9 protein-coding genes are annotated in these 15,125 nt (G+C 69.3%); 8 read left to right on the forward strand and 1 reads right to left on the reverse strand.

The annotated features are described in order from the left end of the window. The first annotated feature begins 697 nt into the window (after window positions 1-697). Both D473_RS0112455 and D473_RS0112460 read left to right on the forward strand, forming a co-directional pair. Entirely contained in the window at window positions 698-1,777 is a 1,080-nt protein-coding gene (locus tag D473_RS0112455; RefSeq protein ID WP_017609400.1) for an inositol-3-phosphate synthase, read from the forward strand. A gap of 108 nt (window positions 1,778-1,885) precedes the next feature. Continuing rightward, a complete protein-coding gene (locus tag D473_RS0112460; protein ID WP_017609401.1) occupies window positions 1,886-3,184 on the forward strand; it encodes an MFS transporter in 1,299 nt (432 codons plus the stop codon). A gap of 10 nt (window positions 3,185-3,194) precedes the next feature. Here the strand turns inward: D473_RS0112460 and D473_RS0112465 are convergent, their stop codons facing one another. After that, window positions 3,195-4,676, reverse strand: a complete 1,482-nt coding sequence (locus tag D473_RS0112465) for a CCA tRNA nucleotidyltransferase (RefSeq protein WP_017609402.1) — start codon at window positions 4,674-4,676, stop codon at window positions 3,195-3,197. Between the two features lie 293 nt (window positions 4,677-4,969). Here D473_RS0112465 and D473_RS0112470 point away from each other — a divergent pair, with 293 nt between their 5' ends. The 6 genes from D473_RS0112470 (at window position 4,970) to D473_RS0112495 (ending at window position 14,998) form a co-directional block, all read left to right on the forward strand. Then, window positions 4,970-7,627 (forward strand): DUF6049 family protein, encoded by a 2,658-nt coding sequence (locus tag D473_RS0112470; protein ID WP_017609403.1) that lies wholly within the window; start codon window positions 4,970-4,972, stop codon window positions 7,625-7,627. 176 nt (window positions 7,628-7,803) lie between these two features. Beyond that, window positions 7,804-9,645 (forward strand): murein biosynthesis integral membrane protein MurJ, encoded by a 1,842-nt coding sequence (gene murJ, locus D473_RS0112475; RefSeq protein ID WP_017609404.1) that lies wholly within the window; start codon window positions 7,804-7,806, stop codon window positions 9,643-9,645. Between the two features lie 154 nt (window positions 9,646-9,799). Continuing rightward, a complete protein-coding gene (murJ, locus tag D473_RS0112480) occupies window positions 9,800-11,593 on the forward strand; it encodes a murein biosynthesis integral membrane protein MurJ (protein ID WP_033353290.1) in 1,794 nt (597 codons plus the stop codon). Window positions 11,594-11,874: 281 nt separating this feature from the next. After that, the gene (locus tag D473_RS0112485) at window positions 11,875-13,443 is read left to right on the forward strand and encodes a protein kinase family protein (protein ID WP_017609406.1); all 1,569 of its coding nucleotides are present in this window, start codon (window positions 11,875-11,877) and stop codon (window positions 13,441-13,443) included. 62 nt (window positions 13,444-13,505) lie between these two features. Continuing rightward, window positions 13,506-14,132, forward strand: a complete 627-nt coding sequence (gene sigM, locus D473_RS0112490; protein WP_017609407.1) for an RNA polymerase sigma factor SigM — start codon at window positions 13,506-13,508, stop codon at window positions 14,130-14,132. Then, on the forward strand, window positions 14,129-14,998 hold the full coding sequence (locus D473_RS0112495; protein ID WP_017609408.1) for an anti-sigma factor: 870 nt from the start codon (window positions 14,129-14,131) through the stop codon (window positions 14,996-14,998). The genes sigM and D473_RS0112495 overlap by 4 nt, the downstream gene beginning before the upstream one ends. Window positions 14,999-15,125: the final 127 nt, after the last annotated feature.

Here is a 15,125-nt window from a genome sequence, read left to right on the forward strand (position 1 = left end):
GATCGTTGGCCAGTGGGGGATCGCAACCGCCGGCGCACTGATCCGACGGGGGCCGTCTCGGGCCAGCGGCCCCGGGCGGCACGGCTACGCAAGCAAATCAAAGGTCACGGTAGAGCGATGAAACGGCATAGCACAACCCACGCGCGAGAGTATCGCGCGTGACCGAGTTGTCCGCCACGCCGGGGCGCTCCCGACCGATCGGGGCAGTTCACGGCAGAGGTTCCGAGCAGCGGCCGTGAGCACGACACATACATGCTTGTGCACCCTGTGACGATTTGACCCCGATCTGTGCTGGTGTGATATTCAGCGCCTCCGGGGCACCGGCACCGGGACCCCGCTGAAGCCGTGCACGGGCACAGATACCCCACGAGTGTCCCGAACTTCCACGTCGGCGGAGGTCCTCGGCGTACTGTCGTGCGGGCCGGGCCGCTCGTCGGCGATAGAGTCGTACCGAACAAAACAGCCAGAGAGGCATGTTCCCCCCGACTGCCGACGGCCGTTCAGGGGAGGCCGCGCCAATGGCGTCCGTGGGCGTCCGCACAGCGGCTGAGGGCGGGAACAGATCCGCCCCGGGCGCTGCTGACTTCAACACGGACAACAAGAAGCAGAACGGCGAGCCCCGGTCCCACACCGGAGCGGGGGTGCCGCGCTGTGCGCTGTGGAATCCATGTTCGCGGAAAAGAAGGAGCAAGGACCAATGGGTTCGGTACGTGTAGCCGTCGTGGGCGTCGGCAACTGTGCGGCGTCGCTCGTCCAGGGCGTGCACTACTACAAGGACGCCAACCCCGAGTCCCGGGTACCTGGCCTGATGCACGTCCAATTCGGCCCGTACCACGTGCGCGACATCGAATTCGTCGCCGCCTTCGACGTGGACGACAAGAAGGTCGGCCACGACCTTGCCGACGCCATCACCGCCAGCGAGAACAACACCGTCAAACTCTGCGACGTGCCGCCGACCGGTGTCAGCGTCATGCGCGGCCCCACCTACGACGGGCTCGGCAGTTACTACCGGGAGATGATCCAGGAGTCCCCCGAGGACGCCGTCGATGTCGTCGCCGCCCTCAAGGCGAGCAAGGCCGACGTCCTCGTCTCCTACCTGCCGGTGGGTTCGGAGGAGGCCGACAAGTTCTACGCGCAGTGCGCCATCGACGCCGGGGTCGGCTTCGTCAACGCCCTGCCGGTCTTCATCGCCTCCGACCCCGAGTGGGCGGAGAAGTTCACCAAGGCCGGGCTCCCGATCGTCGGTGACGACATCAAGTCCCAGATCGGCGCCACCATCACCCACCGGGTGCTGTCCAAGCTGTTCGAGGACCGCGGTGTGGTCGTCGACCGCACGTACCAGCTCAACTTCGGCGGCAACATGGACTTCAAGAACATGTTGGAGCGCGAGCGCCTGGAGTCCAAGAAGGTCTCCAAGACGCAGTCGGTGACCTCCCAGATCCCCCACGAGCTCAAGGCCGGATCGGTGCACATCGGACCGTCCGACCACGTGCCGTGGCTCGACGACCGCAAGTGGGCCTACATCCGCCTCGAGGGGCGCGCCTTCGGTGATGCGCCGGTCAACCTCGAGTACAAGCTCGAGGTGTGGGACTCCCCCAACTCCGCCGGCATCATCATCGACGCGGTGCGCGCCACGAAGATCGCCAAGGACCGCGGCATCGGCGGCCCCGTCCTGGCGCCCTCCTCCTACTTCATGAAGTCCCCGCCCGTCCAGTACAGCGACTCCGAGGCGCACGCCCGGGTCGAGAACTTCATCGAGGGCGACGACAACACCTGACCCGCCGTACCCGAGGACCCCGGTCCGGGACACGAGAGTCCCCGGGCCGGGGTCCGACGTGTCGGGGCGGCCTCCGCCCGGGACACCCCTGAGCACTAAAGTGAGCCGGTGTCCTCCTCCTTCTTCGGCGACCTGCGTGTGGTTCTGCGCGGCCCGCGGTTCCGCCGCCTCTTCGGCACCCGCCTGGTCTCGCAGTTCTCCGACGGGATATACCAGGCCGGCCTGGCCGGGTTCGTCTTCTTCAACCCCGAGCAGCACACCAGCGCCGCTGCGGTGGCTGCCGCGTTCGCGATCCTGCTGCTGCCCTTCTCCGTGGTCGCCCCGTTCGCGGGGGTCCTCATCGACCGTTGGCCCCGCCGCCAGGTGCTGTTGTTGTCGTCCCTGGCCAAGGCCGTCCTGGGCGTGATCACGGCGGTACTGGTCGCCCAGGGCGCCGGTCCGGCGTTCTTCGTGGCGGCGCTGTTGGTGCTGAGCGTCAACCGGTTCTTCCTGTCCGGTCTCTCGGCGGGCCTGCCGTACGTGGTGCCGCGCGACAAACTCATGATGGCCAACGCGGTCACCCCCACCTGCGGCACCGCGGCCAGTTCGCTGGGGACAGGCGTGGGCCTGGCGATCGGGATGCTCGGCGGCGAAGAGGCCCTGGGCACCGGCATCGTCCTCTTCGCCGCGGCGCTCGGGTTCGCCGTCTCCGGGGCCGTGTCGCTGACCCTGCGTCACCGGGAACTGGGCCCTCACCTGGAGGAGGAGCCCGAGGAGGTGCGCACGGCCGTCCGCAACGTCGTACGCGGGATGCTGAGCGGGATCCGCCACATCGGCGAGCGGGCCCAGGCCCGGGACGGTCTGGCGACGATAGGTGCGCACCGGGTCCTGTTCGGTGTCTCGACGCTGCTCACACTGCTGCTGTACAACAACACCTTCACCGGCGGCGGGGTGGCCGGACTCGCCGGGTTCTCGGTGTCGGCCGCACTCTTGGCGATCGGCTTCCTGGCGGGAGCGGTGGCCACCCCGTGGGCGACGACCCGGATGGGCGCGGGCACGTGGATCGCCTCGCTGCTGGCCACGGCCGCCGTCGCCCTGGCCGTGTTCGGTCTGCCGTTCTCACCTGCGCTGTTCCCCGTCGCGGGGTTCGTGCTCGGCTTCGTGTCACAGGCGGTGAAGGTCACGGTCGACACGTTGGTTCAGCGACATGTCGACGACGCGTTCCGCGGCCGGGTGTTCTCGGTCTACGACGTGCTCTTCAACGCCACGTTCGTCGTGGGCGCTGCGCTCGCGGCGGTGTTCGTCCCGCCGTCGGGCGTGAGCGCGGCCGTGGTCGGTGCGATGGTGCTGGTCTACACGGCACTGGCCGGGGCCTGGACGGTTCGCGCACGCAGGGTCTCCGGCTCGGGGGCCGCCGCATCCGCGTGAGGGGTGTGTCTCAGTCCTGGAGGTGTTGCCCGGCCCAGGTCCGGAGTTCGGCCGTGGCCTCCTCCCTGGACATGGGACCGTTCTCCAGCCGCAACTCCAGCATGTATCGATAGGCCTTGCCCACGGCCGGGCCGGGAGCGATGCCGAGGATCTCCTGGATCTCGTTGCCGTCGAGGTCGGGCCGGATGCGGTCCAGCTCCTCCTGCTCGGCCAACGCGTCGATACGCCGCTCGATGTCGTCGTAGGAGCGCGCGAGCGCATTCGCCTTGCGCTTGTTGCGTGTGGTGCAGTCGGCACGGGTGAGGATGTGCAGACGCTCGAGCTGGTCGCCGGCGTCGCGTGCGTACCGGCGCACCGCCGAGTCGGTCCACTCGCCCTTGCCGTAACCGTGGAAACGCAGGTGCAGAGAGACGAGCTTGCTGACGGCGTTGACGACGTCCTTGGAGAAACGCAGCTTGTTGAGGCGCTTGCGGCTCATCGAGGCGCCCACGACCTCGTGGTGGTGGAAGGTGACGCGGTTGTTGCCCTCGAAGGAGCGCGTCTTGGGCTTGCCGACATCGTGCAGGAGCGCGGCCAGGCGCAGCACGAGGTCGGGCTCGTGGCCGCGACTGCGCTCGAGCTCCATGGCCTGGTCGAGAACGGTGAGCGAGTGCTCGTAGACGTCTTTGTGCCGGTGGTGTTCGTCGATCTCCAGACGGAGCCCGGGGACCTCCGGGAGCACGTACGGGGCGATCCCGAGGTCGACCATGAGTTCGATGCCCTTGCGCGGGTCCGGGCTCAGCAGCAGTTTGACGAGCTCGTCGCGCACCCGCTCGGCGGAGACGATGGAGAGACGGTCGGCCATGTTCCGGGCGGCCTCGGCGACCTCGGGGGCGAGGGTGAAGCCGAGCTGGGCGGCGAAACGGACCGCGCGCATGATACGCAGCGGGTCGTCGCTGAAGGAGTCCTCCGGCCTGCCGGGGGTCCGGAGCACCTGGGTCTTCAGGTCGCGCAGCCCGCCGAAGGGGTCGACGAACGTTCCGTCCGGCAAGTGCACGGCCATGGCGTTGACGGTGAAGTCGCGGCGCAGCAGGTCGTCGCTGATGTCGGTGCCGTAGGCGACCTCGGGCTTGCGCGACTTGGGTGAGTAGGACTCGCTGCGGTAGGTGGTGATCTCCAGCTGGAGGCCTTTCTTCCGCAGACCCACGGTGCCGAAGTCGATGCCGACGGTCCACACGGAGTCGGCCCAGCCGTCCACGAGTTCGAGGATGCGTTGGGGCACGGCATCGGTGGTGAGGTCCACGTCGTGCGAGACCCTGCCGAGGAGGGCATCGCGCACCGGACCGCCCACGAGTGCGAGTTGCTGGTCGTGCGCGGCGAAGCGCTCACCGAGCTCGTCGGGCACGGGCTGCATCGAGTCGATCAAGGAGCTCAGAGCCGACCTCTGGGCATCGGTCGACCGACCGGTCTCGTGGCGGGCGGTGTCATCGCCCGGAAGCTCTGTGTACGGCACACCACGCAGGTTAAGTGGACGCGGTGGGTGCCCGCGAATCGTCCGGCGCGCGCGGGAGGCCCCCGGACGCGCCACACGGGCCTGCAGCACGATCCGACGTTCCGGGGAGGAGGTATCTTCGGTGCAGTGGGGGGACGCCGTCCTTTTTGCGCCCGCCCGGCCCGCGTCCGCTGAATGCGCCGTGCGGGTATCCGCCGTCACCGCCCTTGCCTCACCCATACCCTCCGGCGGGACGGCCCTCTGGACCCGAGCAGGAAACCGGTCAAGCGTTGCGTCGAATTGTCTCCGCATCGGTGGTCATGGCCCTGGCCACCGCGCTGCTCCCGATACCGGCCTCACTGCCGCCGGCGGCGGCCGAGCCCGATGAGGACGAGGCCGAGTCCCTCGTCGTGGACAGCATCACGCCCGACGTGCTCGACAAGGGCGCCACCCTGCGTGTCAGCGGCGAAGTGACCAACACCACCGATGAGGAACTGTCGGAGGTGTCCGTACGCATGCGCTACTCGCGGCACCCCTTCACCGATCGCGCCGAACTGGACGACTTCTCCTCCGGGGACGGCTGGCAGCCCGATTCCTCCGGCCCCGACGACGAGGTCTCCGAGGAGCTGGCCCCCGAGGCCGGCCAGGGGTACGCGCTCAGCACGGACGTGGACGATCTCGGGCTGTCCGGATACGGGGTCTACCCGATGGTCATCGAGGCGGTCGACGGCGACGACACGGTGATCGGTTCGCAGTACACCTTCCTTCCCCACGTCGACGCGGACGAGGACGCGCCCGAGATCGACATGGCCTGGGTGTGGCCGATCATGGACGCCCCGCAGCGGGCCGACGACGACACCTTCCTCGGCGATTCCCTGACCGAGTCACTGGGCTCGCAGGGCCGCCTGGGCCGACTGCTGGCCGCGGGCGCCCAGGCACCGGTGGACTTCGATCCCGGTGACGACGACCTGCCGGAGGTCCTCGGCCTGGACCAGGACGCCGAGGAGGAAGAGGAGGCCGTCCCCCCCGAGGACGACGTCGCCACCGACGAGGAGACCGCGCAGTCCGAGCCCACCGGCCAGGCGACCGACGAAGAGAGCCCCGGCGACGAAGAGGACTCCGAGGACGACGAGCCGACGCGCACCGATGGGGTCCCGCTCACGTGGGCGGTCGACCCGGGCACGCTCGACGACGTGGTCCGCGCCGCCTCCGACGACTTCGAGGTGCTCGACGACGTGCTGTCCGTCCCGGCCGAGTCCGCACCGGTCCGCCACGAGCACGCGGCCGACGAATCGGCCCAGGTGTGGCTGCGCGAGGCCCGCCGGGTCCTGCCGGCCGACACGGTCGTGGCCTCCCCCTACGCGAACGCGGACCTTGCCGCGATGCTGCGCAACGGCATCGACACCGACGCCGAGGAGTCCTTGCGGATCGGCCGCGAGGCCACGATGGAGGCGCTGGAGCTGGTCCCGGACGAGAACTACGCGCTCCCGCCCGGCGGCCTCATGGACGGCTCCGTGCACGAGCTGCTCTCCGAGAACGGCGCCGACCGTTACCTGTTGGACAGTGCTGCGCTGCCGCCCGCGTCGTGGCTGTCGACGACCCCGACCGCGCAGGAGGAACTCACCTCGCCCTCGGACGGCGAGGAGGAGACGGCCCTGGTGAGCGACCCGGGACTGACCGATGTGCTGTCGATGCCCTCGCAGGCCCAGGGGGACTCGGCGCTGGCGTTGCAGAGGTTCGCCGCCGAGACCGCGATGATCGCCGGGGAGAACGCGGGCGGCGACCGAGTGGTCGTGGCCTCCCCCGAACCGCGGTGGGACCCGGGCGAGGAGTTCGCCTCCGGGGTGCTGGAGGCGACCGAGTCCCTACCATGGCTCAACGCGGAGAACCTCGACGACGTCGAACTGCCGCCGGAGGAGGAGCGCGAGGACACCCGGCGCGGGCTGACCTACCCCGACTCCTCCTACGAGACGGAGCTGAGCTCCACACATCTGGACCAGATCCAGGACGTGAACCGCGACGTGCGCATGTTCAACAGCATCCTGGTGGAGGAGAACGATCCCTTCCGCCCCGCCCTGCTGCGGCTGTCGTCGGCCTACTGGCGCGACGAGGAGGCGCTGGCCGGCGCGGTGCGTACGCTGGTCGCACAGGATGTCCAGGAGGGGCTCGACTCGGTACGCATCATCCCCGGGGAGCCGGTGACACTGGCCAGCCGGACCGGTATCACCGGGATCCTGGTCGCCAACGACCTCGAGGACGAATCGGTCTTCGTGACACTGTCGGTGTTCTCGGAGAACTCCGAACGGTTGACGGTGGAGAGCTACACCGACTCCTTCGAGATCGCTCCCGGGGCCAAGACGACGGTGTACGTGCCGCTGTCGGCACGGGTGAACGGGCGGACGGTGCTGCACACGAGTCTGCACAACTCGGCCGGTGAACCGATCAACGCCCAGGACACGGAGATCCCGGTGAACGCGACGGGTCTGGGCACCCAGGCGCTGTTGATCAGCGGGATCGGTGTACTGATCCTGGTGGCCGCGCTCGCGCCCCGGGCGGTCCGCAAGTGGGCCCGCTCGTCGGCGAAGTCGTCGAACGCGGCGGCCGCGGGTGCTCCCGGTGGCGGCGAGGACGACGAGGACGGGGACCAGGAGACCGACGGCGGGTCCGAGACCGACGAGGCACGTTCGGAAACGGCCGCGCCCGCCGGAGAGGGATCCTCCGCCGAGGAAGGGGCCCCGGCCTCCGTCAGGGAGGAGGCACCCCGGCCCGAGGAGAGCTCCACCGGAGAAGGGGGGCCCGAGGCGGAGACCCCCGAACAGCCCGGCGACGACACCGCCGAGGGGACCATGGAGGAGACCGCAGACGACAACACCGAGCCGTCCGCGGCCGAGCCCGATGACGGCACGGACGCCTCCGCATCCCCCGAGGACGGGAGAGACAGCCCTTCCGGGCCGGACGGCCCCCGGACATGAGGTCCGGGGCCGCCGCCCGCGGCGGGTCGACGTGTCGACTCGCCGATCTCCCGACCTGTCGACACGTCGCCGTACCGACGGGTCCCGGTGTCCGCATGTCGACACACGCGGCCGCGCGCCGCTCCCCCGCCCCGACCGGGGCTTCCCCAGCCGGACGAAAGGAAGTCTGATCCACCGTGGTCGCCGATTCCCCGAACAGCAGCGGGAAACACCGCAGCCCATCCCCCCGAGAGCAGGACACGGCCGAGGGGCAGCTCCCGGGCGACAGCACGATCCGCCCCACGGGCGGTCCCGCGCCCTCCTACGAGGAGGGTGAACTGCCCGATCCTGCGCCCGCCGAGTCCGGTGGCGACGGCTCCGGGAACGAAGGGGACAGCACCGCGGGCGGCTCCGACGACGGCGGGATGATGCGGTCCAGCATGGTGATGGCGGTGGGCACCATGGCCTCCCGCATCACCGGGTTCGCACGCACCATCGTGCTGGGCGCGGCCATCGGCACCCACCTGCTCGGTGACGCCTACCACACCGCGCACACGATCCCGTTCATCCTGAACGATCTGCTCATCGGCGGCCTGATGGCGAGCGTCATCGTCCCGTTCCTGGTCAAGCGCCGCAAGCGCGACGCCGACGGCGGCAAGGCCACCGAGGACCGCCTGTTCACCACGACGATGGTGGCGCTGTTCACGCTGACCGCGGTGGCGGTGCTGGCGGCCGAGATCCTCATCTACCTCTACGGGTCACGCTTCACCCCGGCACAGTTCGACGCGTCGGTGTACCTGGCCCGCTACCTGCTGACACAGATCTTCTTCGTGGGGATGAGCGGGCTCCTCAGCGCCATGCTCAACACCCGCGGCAAGTTCGGCGCCGCCGTGTGGGCCCCGGTGCTGAACAACGTCGTCATCATGCTCGTGTCCGTGATGTTCCTGCTGGTCGCCGGCCCCGACCTGACCCCCGAAGAGGTCACCGGCGGCCAGCTGACCCTGCTCGGCGCCGGGACCGCCGCCGGTATGGCCCTTCAGGCCGTGGTGCTGTTCGTGGCCCTGACCCGGACCGGGTACCGCTGGCGTCCGCGCCTGGACCTGCGCGGCTCCGGCCTGAGTGAGGCCGTGCGCACCGCCGGGTGGATGATGCTCTACACCTTCCTCACCCAGGCGGGCCTGTGGATCACCACCAACATCGCCAACGCCGCGAACGTGGCCGCCGTCGAGGACCCGGACGCCGCCGTGGGTGCGGGCATCACCGCCTACAACCTCGCCTACCAGCTCTTCCAGCTGCCGTACGCGATCATCGCGGTCTCCCTCATCACCGTGCTCCTGCCCCGCATGAGCGCCTACGCGGACGAGCGCGACTGGACGATGGTGCGTTCCGACTTCTCGCGCACGCTCCGGATCTCCGCTTTCGTGCTGGTGCCGATGGGCTTCGCGATCGCGCTGTTCGCGCAGCCTCTGTCGATCCTGGCCTTCGCGCGCGGGTCCATCTCGGTGGACGACGCGGCCAACATCGGCCAGATCCTCGCGGTGATGGCGCTGGGCCTGGTGCCCTTCACGATCTTCCAGCTCATGCTGCGTGTCTTCTTCGCGATGGGCGACACCCGGACCCCGGCGATGATCGCGATCGCGAACCTGGCGGTGCACGCCGCGCTGGCCTTCACCTCCTACATGCTGCTTCCCCCCGCGTACGTGGTCACGGGCGTGGCAGCGGGCTTCATGGTCTCGTTCCTGTCCGGCCTGATCATCGCCGGGAACATCATCAGCCACAGGCTGGGAGGGCTTGACGGAAAGCACATCATTGGCACATTGTTGCGCCTGCACGTGGCCGCGCTCCCGAGCGTCGCAGCCGGTTTCGGCGTGCTGCACCTCTTCGACACCTACGCCGGCCCCGGGCTGCTCAACTACATCGGCGCACCCGTCGTGGGCTGTGTCCTCGGGGCACTGTTCTTCCTCGGTGCGGCCCGGCTCCTGCGTGTCCAGGAGCTCACCTCCGCCGTGCAACTGATCCGCGGCCGCCTGCGTCGATGACAGCCTCCCCCGCCTCCCGATCGGCCCCCATCGGGGGCATGCCAGTTTCGACCCAGTGAAGGACAGCGCGACGGTGTCCAACGACCACCCCCGCCAGGACCCACCGGAAAACCGGGATTCCGAGGCCGAGACGCGCGTGCGCGGACGGCACACGATGATGATGCCGGACGACGTCCTCGACGCCTATGAGCGCAGTGAACCCGAGGGCGCGCCCGAGACCGGCCTGCGTACCGTCCGGGACCCGAGCGACATCGGTGACCTGGGCACAGCAGACCGGGCGGGGCTGGAGGACGGCGACGAGGTCGGCGGTTCCAGCCACACCTCGTCGGGAAACCTCGCCAAGTCGAGCGCGATCATGGCGCTGGGCACGGTCTTCTCGCGCGCGACGGGGTTCCTGCGCACGATCGTGCTGGCGGCGGCGATCGGAACCCAGCTGCTGGGCGACGCCTACCAGACGGCGAACATGGTCCCGTTCATGATCTACGACCTGCTCATCGGCGGGTTGCTGGCGAGCGTGTTCGTGCCGTTCCTGGTCAAGCGGCGCAAGCTGGACGAGGACGGCGGCGACCGCACCGAGCAGCGGCTGGTCACCCTGCTGCTGGCCGGCCTGTTGGTGATCACCGTGGTCTCGGTGTTCCTCGCGGAGTGGTTCATCCGCATCTACGCGGGCGGGTTCTCCGGGGCGCAGTACGACGTCTCGGTGATCATGGCCCGGTTCCTGGTGCTGCAGATCTTCTTCATCGGCGCCAGCGGCCTGGTCGGCGCGATGCTGAACGCGCGCAACAAGTTCGGCGCCCCGATGTGGGCGCCGGTGCTCAACAACGTGGTCATCATCGGGATCTGCCTGTGGTTCCTGACCATCGCCGGGCCCGGGCAGAGCCCCGAGGACCTCATGGAGAACCAGGGGCAGATCGCCCTGCTGGGTCTGGGAACGGTGCTGGGCCAGGTCCTACAGGCCTCGGTGCTGATCTGGTCGCTGGCCGCCGCCGGTTTCCGGTGGCGGCCGCGCCTGGACCTGCGCGGGTCCGGTCTGGGTGAGGCGGCCGGTGCCGCCTCGTGGATGATGCTCTACATCGTGGTCGCACAGGTGGGCGCGCTCGTCTCCACCAACGTGGCCACGCGCGCGGGTGCGATGGCGTCGGAGGCGGGTGCCTCGGGCGCCGGGATCGCCGCCTACAAGTTCGCGTCGATGATCTTCCAGCTGCCGTACGCGATCATCGCGGTCTCGGTGATCACGGCGCTGCTGCCGCGTATGAGCGAGCACGTGGCCACCGGCCGCAAGGACCAGGTGCGCGCCGACTTCTCACGGGGTTTCCGGCTCTCGTCGGTGCTCATCGTGCCGATCTCCGTGGCGATGATCGTGTTCGCGGTCCCGTTCTGCGTGATGATCTACGCCCGGGGAAGCACCTCGGTCGAGGACGCGGCCACGATCGGGCACATCCTCATGGTGTTCTGCCTGGTGCTGATCCCGTTCACGCTGTTCCAGCTGCAGATGCGGGTGTTCTACGCGCTCGGAGACACCCGCACGCCGGCGCTGGTGGCCCTGCCGTCGGAGGCGGCGCACGCGGTGACGGCCTTCAGCCTGCTGCTCTGGATGGAGCCGGAGTACATCGTGGTCTGGCTGCCGCTCCCCTACGGCCTCTACTACCTCCTGGGGTCGGCGATCATGTGGCGGATGCTCAACAAACGCCTCAACGGGCTCGACGGACGCAGGACCGCCTCGACCCTGTCCAAGCTGCACATCGCGACGGTCCCGTCCGCGGTGTTCGGGGTGTTCGTGGTCTTCGCCTTCCAAGGGCTTCCCGGTGAGCTGTGGCCGGCTCTGAGCTCCATGCTGGCCGGAGGCGTCGTGGGTGCCGTACTGTTCGTGGTCACGGCCAAGTTCCTCAATGTGACGGAAGTCACATCGTTCCTCGATCTGGTCAAGGCCAAGCTGCGACGCAGCTGATCACCGGGAACGCGCCCCCCGGCGCTCGGCCTCCGGAAAGAACCGGAAGATGGATCAGTATCCGTTGTCCACCAAAGGTGCTGTTCACGCGTCCTAGCATGGACAGGCACCGCTTAACCGCTACCGCATTGTTTATCCGAGCTGCCCGAAGGGAGGCTGGGGACAGCACTCAGAGCCGATGACCCCTTCGTCCGTTTCCCGCGCCACCCCTCCGCCCCGAGTCGGAGGAGGAACGCGGACAGTACGAGGAGACCACGGCCCTGGCGCCCGTCACTCCCATCATGAGCACCTTCCTGATCGAACCCGGAGCCAAGCTGGCCAACCGGTACCGCCTCGACGACGTCGTGAGCGAGACCGGTGGTGCCACCAGATGGAAGGCCACCGACGAGACACTCGCACGGCCCGTCGCCGTGTGGACCTTCACAGAAGGGTTCCCCCGCACCTCCGAGGCCGTGCGCGCCGCACGCGCCACCAGCCGCATCCCCGACTCCCGTGTCACCCAGGTCTTCGACGCCGACGACATGGCCCCCGTCCCCTACGTCGTCGAGGAATGGGTCATCGGTTCCTCCCTGGCCGACCTGCTGGCGCAGGGCCCCATGGAACCCGAGCGCGCCGCCGGTCTGGTCACCGAGGCGGCCGAAGCCATCACCGCCGCCCACCAAGGCGGCCTGCACCACCTGTGCCTGACCCCCGACAAACTCATGTGGAGCAGCGGAGGAGCGGTCAAGGTCACCGGCATCGGTGTGGACGCCGCGCTCCTCGGCACCAACGTCCAGGACCCCGCGGCGGTCGACGCCCAGGGCCTGGGACACCTGCTGTACGCGGCCCTGACCGGCCACTGGCCCGGCCCCCAGCAGAGCTCCCTCCCGCCCGCGCCCCAGGGCCCGGGCGGTCCGGTACCCGCCGACCAGGTACGCCCCGGCATCACCGATCCCCTGGCCGGCATCTCCACCCGCGCTGCCCTGCCGCAGCTGGTGGGGCAGGTCGTTCCCGGGCCACCCCTGACGACACCGGCCGCGTTCTGCCAGGCCATGGCCGACGTGCCCCGGCTCATCCCGCTGCCGGTGTCCCCGGCCGAGCCGGCACCCGAGCCCGAACAGGGCACCTCACGCCGCACCGGTGAGTTCGGCAGCACGGGCACCGGCCCCCGCCACAGCGAGCGCGCCGGTGCCACTGCCGCGGCGGGGGGCGCNGCGGCGGCCTCCCCCCGGAGCCGTCGCCGTTCCGAACAGCACAGCACTGCCCGCAAGGCCCTGACGTGGGGTGCGGCCGGGCTCCTCTTCATCGGTGTGGTCGCCGGCGCATGGACGGTCGGGTCGATGATGCGACCGTCCGACGAAGCCTCCCCCAGCAGTGATTCCACCAGCGAAGAGGACGTGGAAAGCGTCGACCTGAGCGCCCTCGAGATCACCGACTCCTCCGGTTTCGACCCGCTCGGCGACGGCAGCGAGCACGGCCAGAACGCCCCGAAGGCCTACGACGGCAATCACGAGACCGTCTGGAACACCGAGGGCTACCAGGACCCCATGGGCGTGACCAAGGCCGGGGTCGGCCTGCTGCTGGACCTCGGCCAGAGCCAAGAGGTACACGAGCTCGACCTCACCGTGCCCCAGAACAACTACGGGATCCAGGTTCGGGTCAGCGACACCCGTAGCAGCACCGAGGTGAACGACGAGACCCTGAACTCCGAGATGCCGGTCGCCTGGGAAGGCCAGGTTTCGGGCGAGGAGACGATCGAGCTCGACGAGCCCGTCTCCGGACAGTACGTCGTGGTCTGGTTCACCGAAATGCCCTCCGATGGCGGTATCTACCGGGGCACCGTGCACGAGGTCGAGGTACGCGGCGTCTGAGGAGTGTTTTTGGAAGGCTTTCGAAAAACACGGCCTAGTTGTGGGGTATGTGATCAGCACTGATGGAGTCGGTCCACGAGCTCGCAGATCGTGAGCTTCTGACGAGGCACGCAGAAGGCGACGATCAAGCCTTCGCGGTGCTGGTGCGGCGCCACCGTGAGCGCCTCTGGGCGGTCGCCGTGCGCATCATGGCCGACCCCGAGGAAGCCTCCGACGCCCTCCAGGACGCTTTCCTGTCCGCCTTCCGCGCCGCTGGCCGGTTCCGGGGCGAGGCACAGGTGAGCACCTGGCTGCACCGCATCGTCGTCAACGCCTGCCACGACCGGCTACGGCGCCGCAAAGTGCGACCGGCGACCCCGACCGAGGGCGAGACCCTCGACGTCATGGCCAACGACCAGGACGTGCGCAGTGGCAGCACCCGCGACCACGCCTCCCGTACCGAGACGCAGATCGTCGTGCGCGACGCCCTCGAGGACCTGCCCCACGACCAGCGCATCGCCCTGACCCTCGTCGACATGCTCGGCTACCGCGTGGAGGAGGCCGCCGCGATCCTCGAGGTGGCCTCCGGGACCATCAAGAGCAGATGTGCGCGAGGTCGCTCGAAACTACTGCCCTCGCTCGCGCATCTGAGGAACCCTCCGCCTCCACAAGACGTCACATCTGAGAGAGGAGGTGTCAATCCATCGTGACGTCCCATCCCGAGGTGGAGGCACTCGCCTTCTTCGCCGAAGGGCTCCTGGAGCCCGACGAGGAACGCAACGTCGCCCGACACGTCGAATCCTGCGAGGAATGCTCGAAGGCCCTGGACGAGCTGTCGAACGTCTCCCAGCTCCTGGCCGCAGCACCGGCCCCGGAACTTCCCCCGGACGTGGCCGACCGCCTCGAGCAGCAGATCGCGGAGGCCGTCCGCGACCGTGCGGTCCGGCAACCGGACCCCGTCGGCACCCCCTCCGGACCCGCTGACACGCCCGCTGTCCCGGGAGCCGAAACAGCATCGGTCGCGAACCTGTCCGAACGCCGCAAGCGCCGCTTCGGCCTGCCCCGGATCATGACGGCCGCCGCTGCCGCGGTGTTCGTCGTCGGCGGCGGAGCGGCCGTGATCAACGGGACCCTGCTGCAGGACGACGAACAGGCGGGCGTGGCCGCGCCGCTCGTGGACGGTCCCGAGGCCGAGGAGGAGCAGGACCCCGACGCGGCGCAGTCCTACACACCCGAACTCGTGCGCAGCGGCACCACCTACACCGAGGACGGGTTGGCCGAGCAGGCCTCCGAGACCCTGGACCGCTCCTCCGTGGGCGATACGTCCGACGCCGCTCCGCTGCCCGCCGAGACGACCGTCCCTCCCGGCGCCGAGGCCTGTGCCTCCGGGGCCGCCGAGGAGCTCGGTCTGCGAGTGGTGCTGGTCGACGACGCGCTGTACGGCGCGGACCCCGCCTGGGTGATGTTCGCCCCCGACGGCGGAACCGTCGAGGTGATGGTGGTCGAGGCCGACTGTGAGCAGGGCAGCGAGGTCGGTGACAGTGTGCTGGACCAGGAGACCGTCCAGGCCCCCTGACACCTTGTGGCTCTGTCACCTGATCACTTTGTCCCCATGTCGACAAGGCGACCCCTCGACCTGTCACCACCGGCCAGGCGTGGCCCGACACGTCCTCCGGAGGGACACCTGGGCGCCGCACAGGAGG

The sequence above is a fragment of the Nocardiopsis xinjiangensis YIM 90004 genome (genome assembly GCF_000341145.1).
Lineage (GTDB): Bacteria > Actinomycetota > Actinomycetes > Streptosporangiales > Streptosporangiaceae > Nocardiopsis > Nocardiopsis xinjiangensis.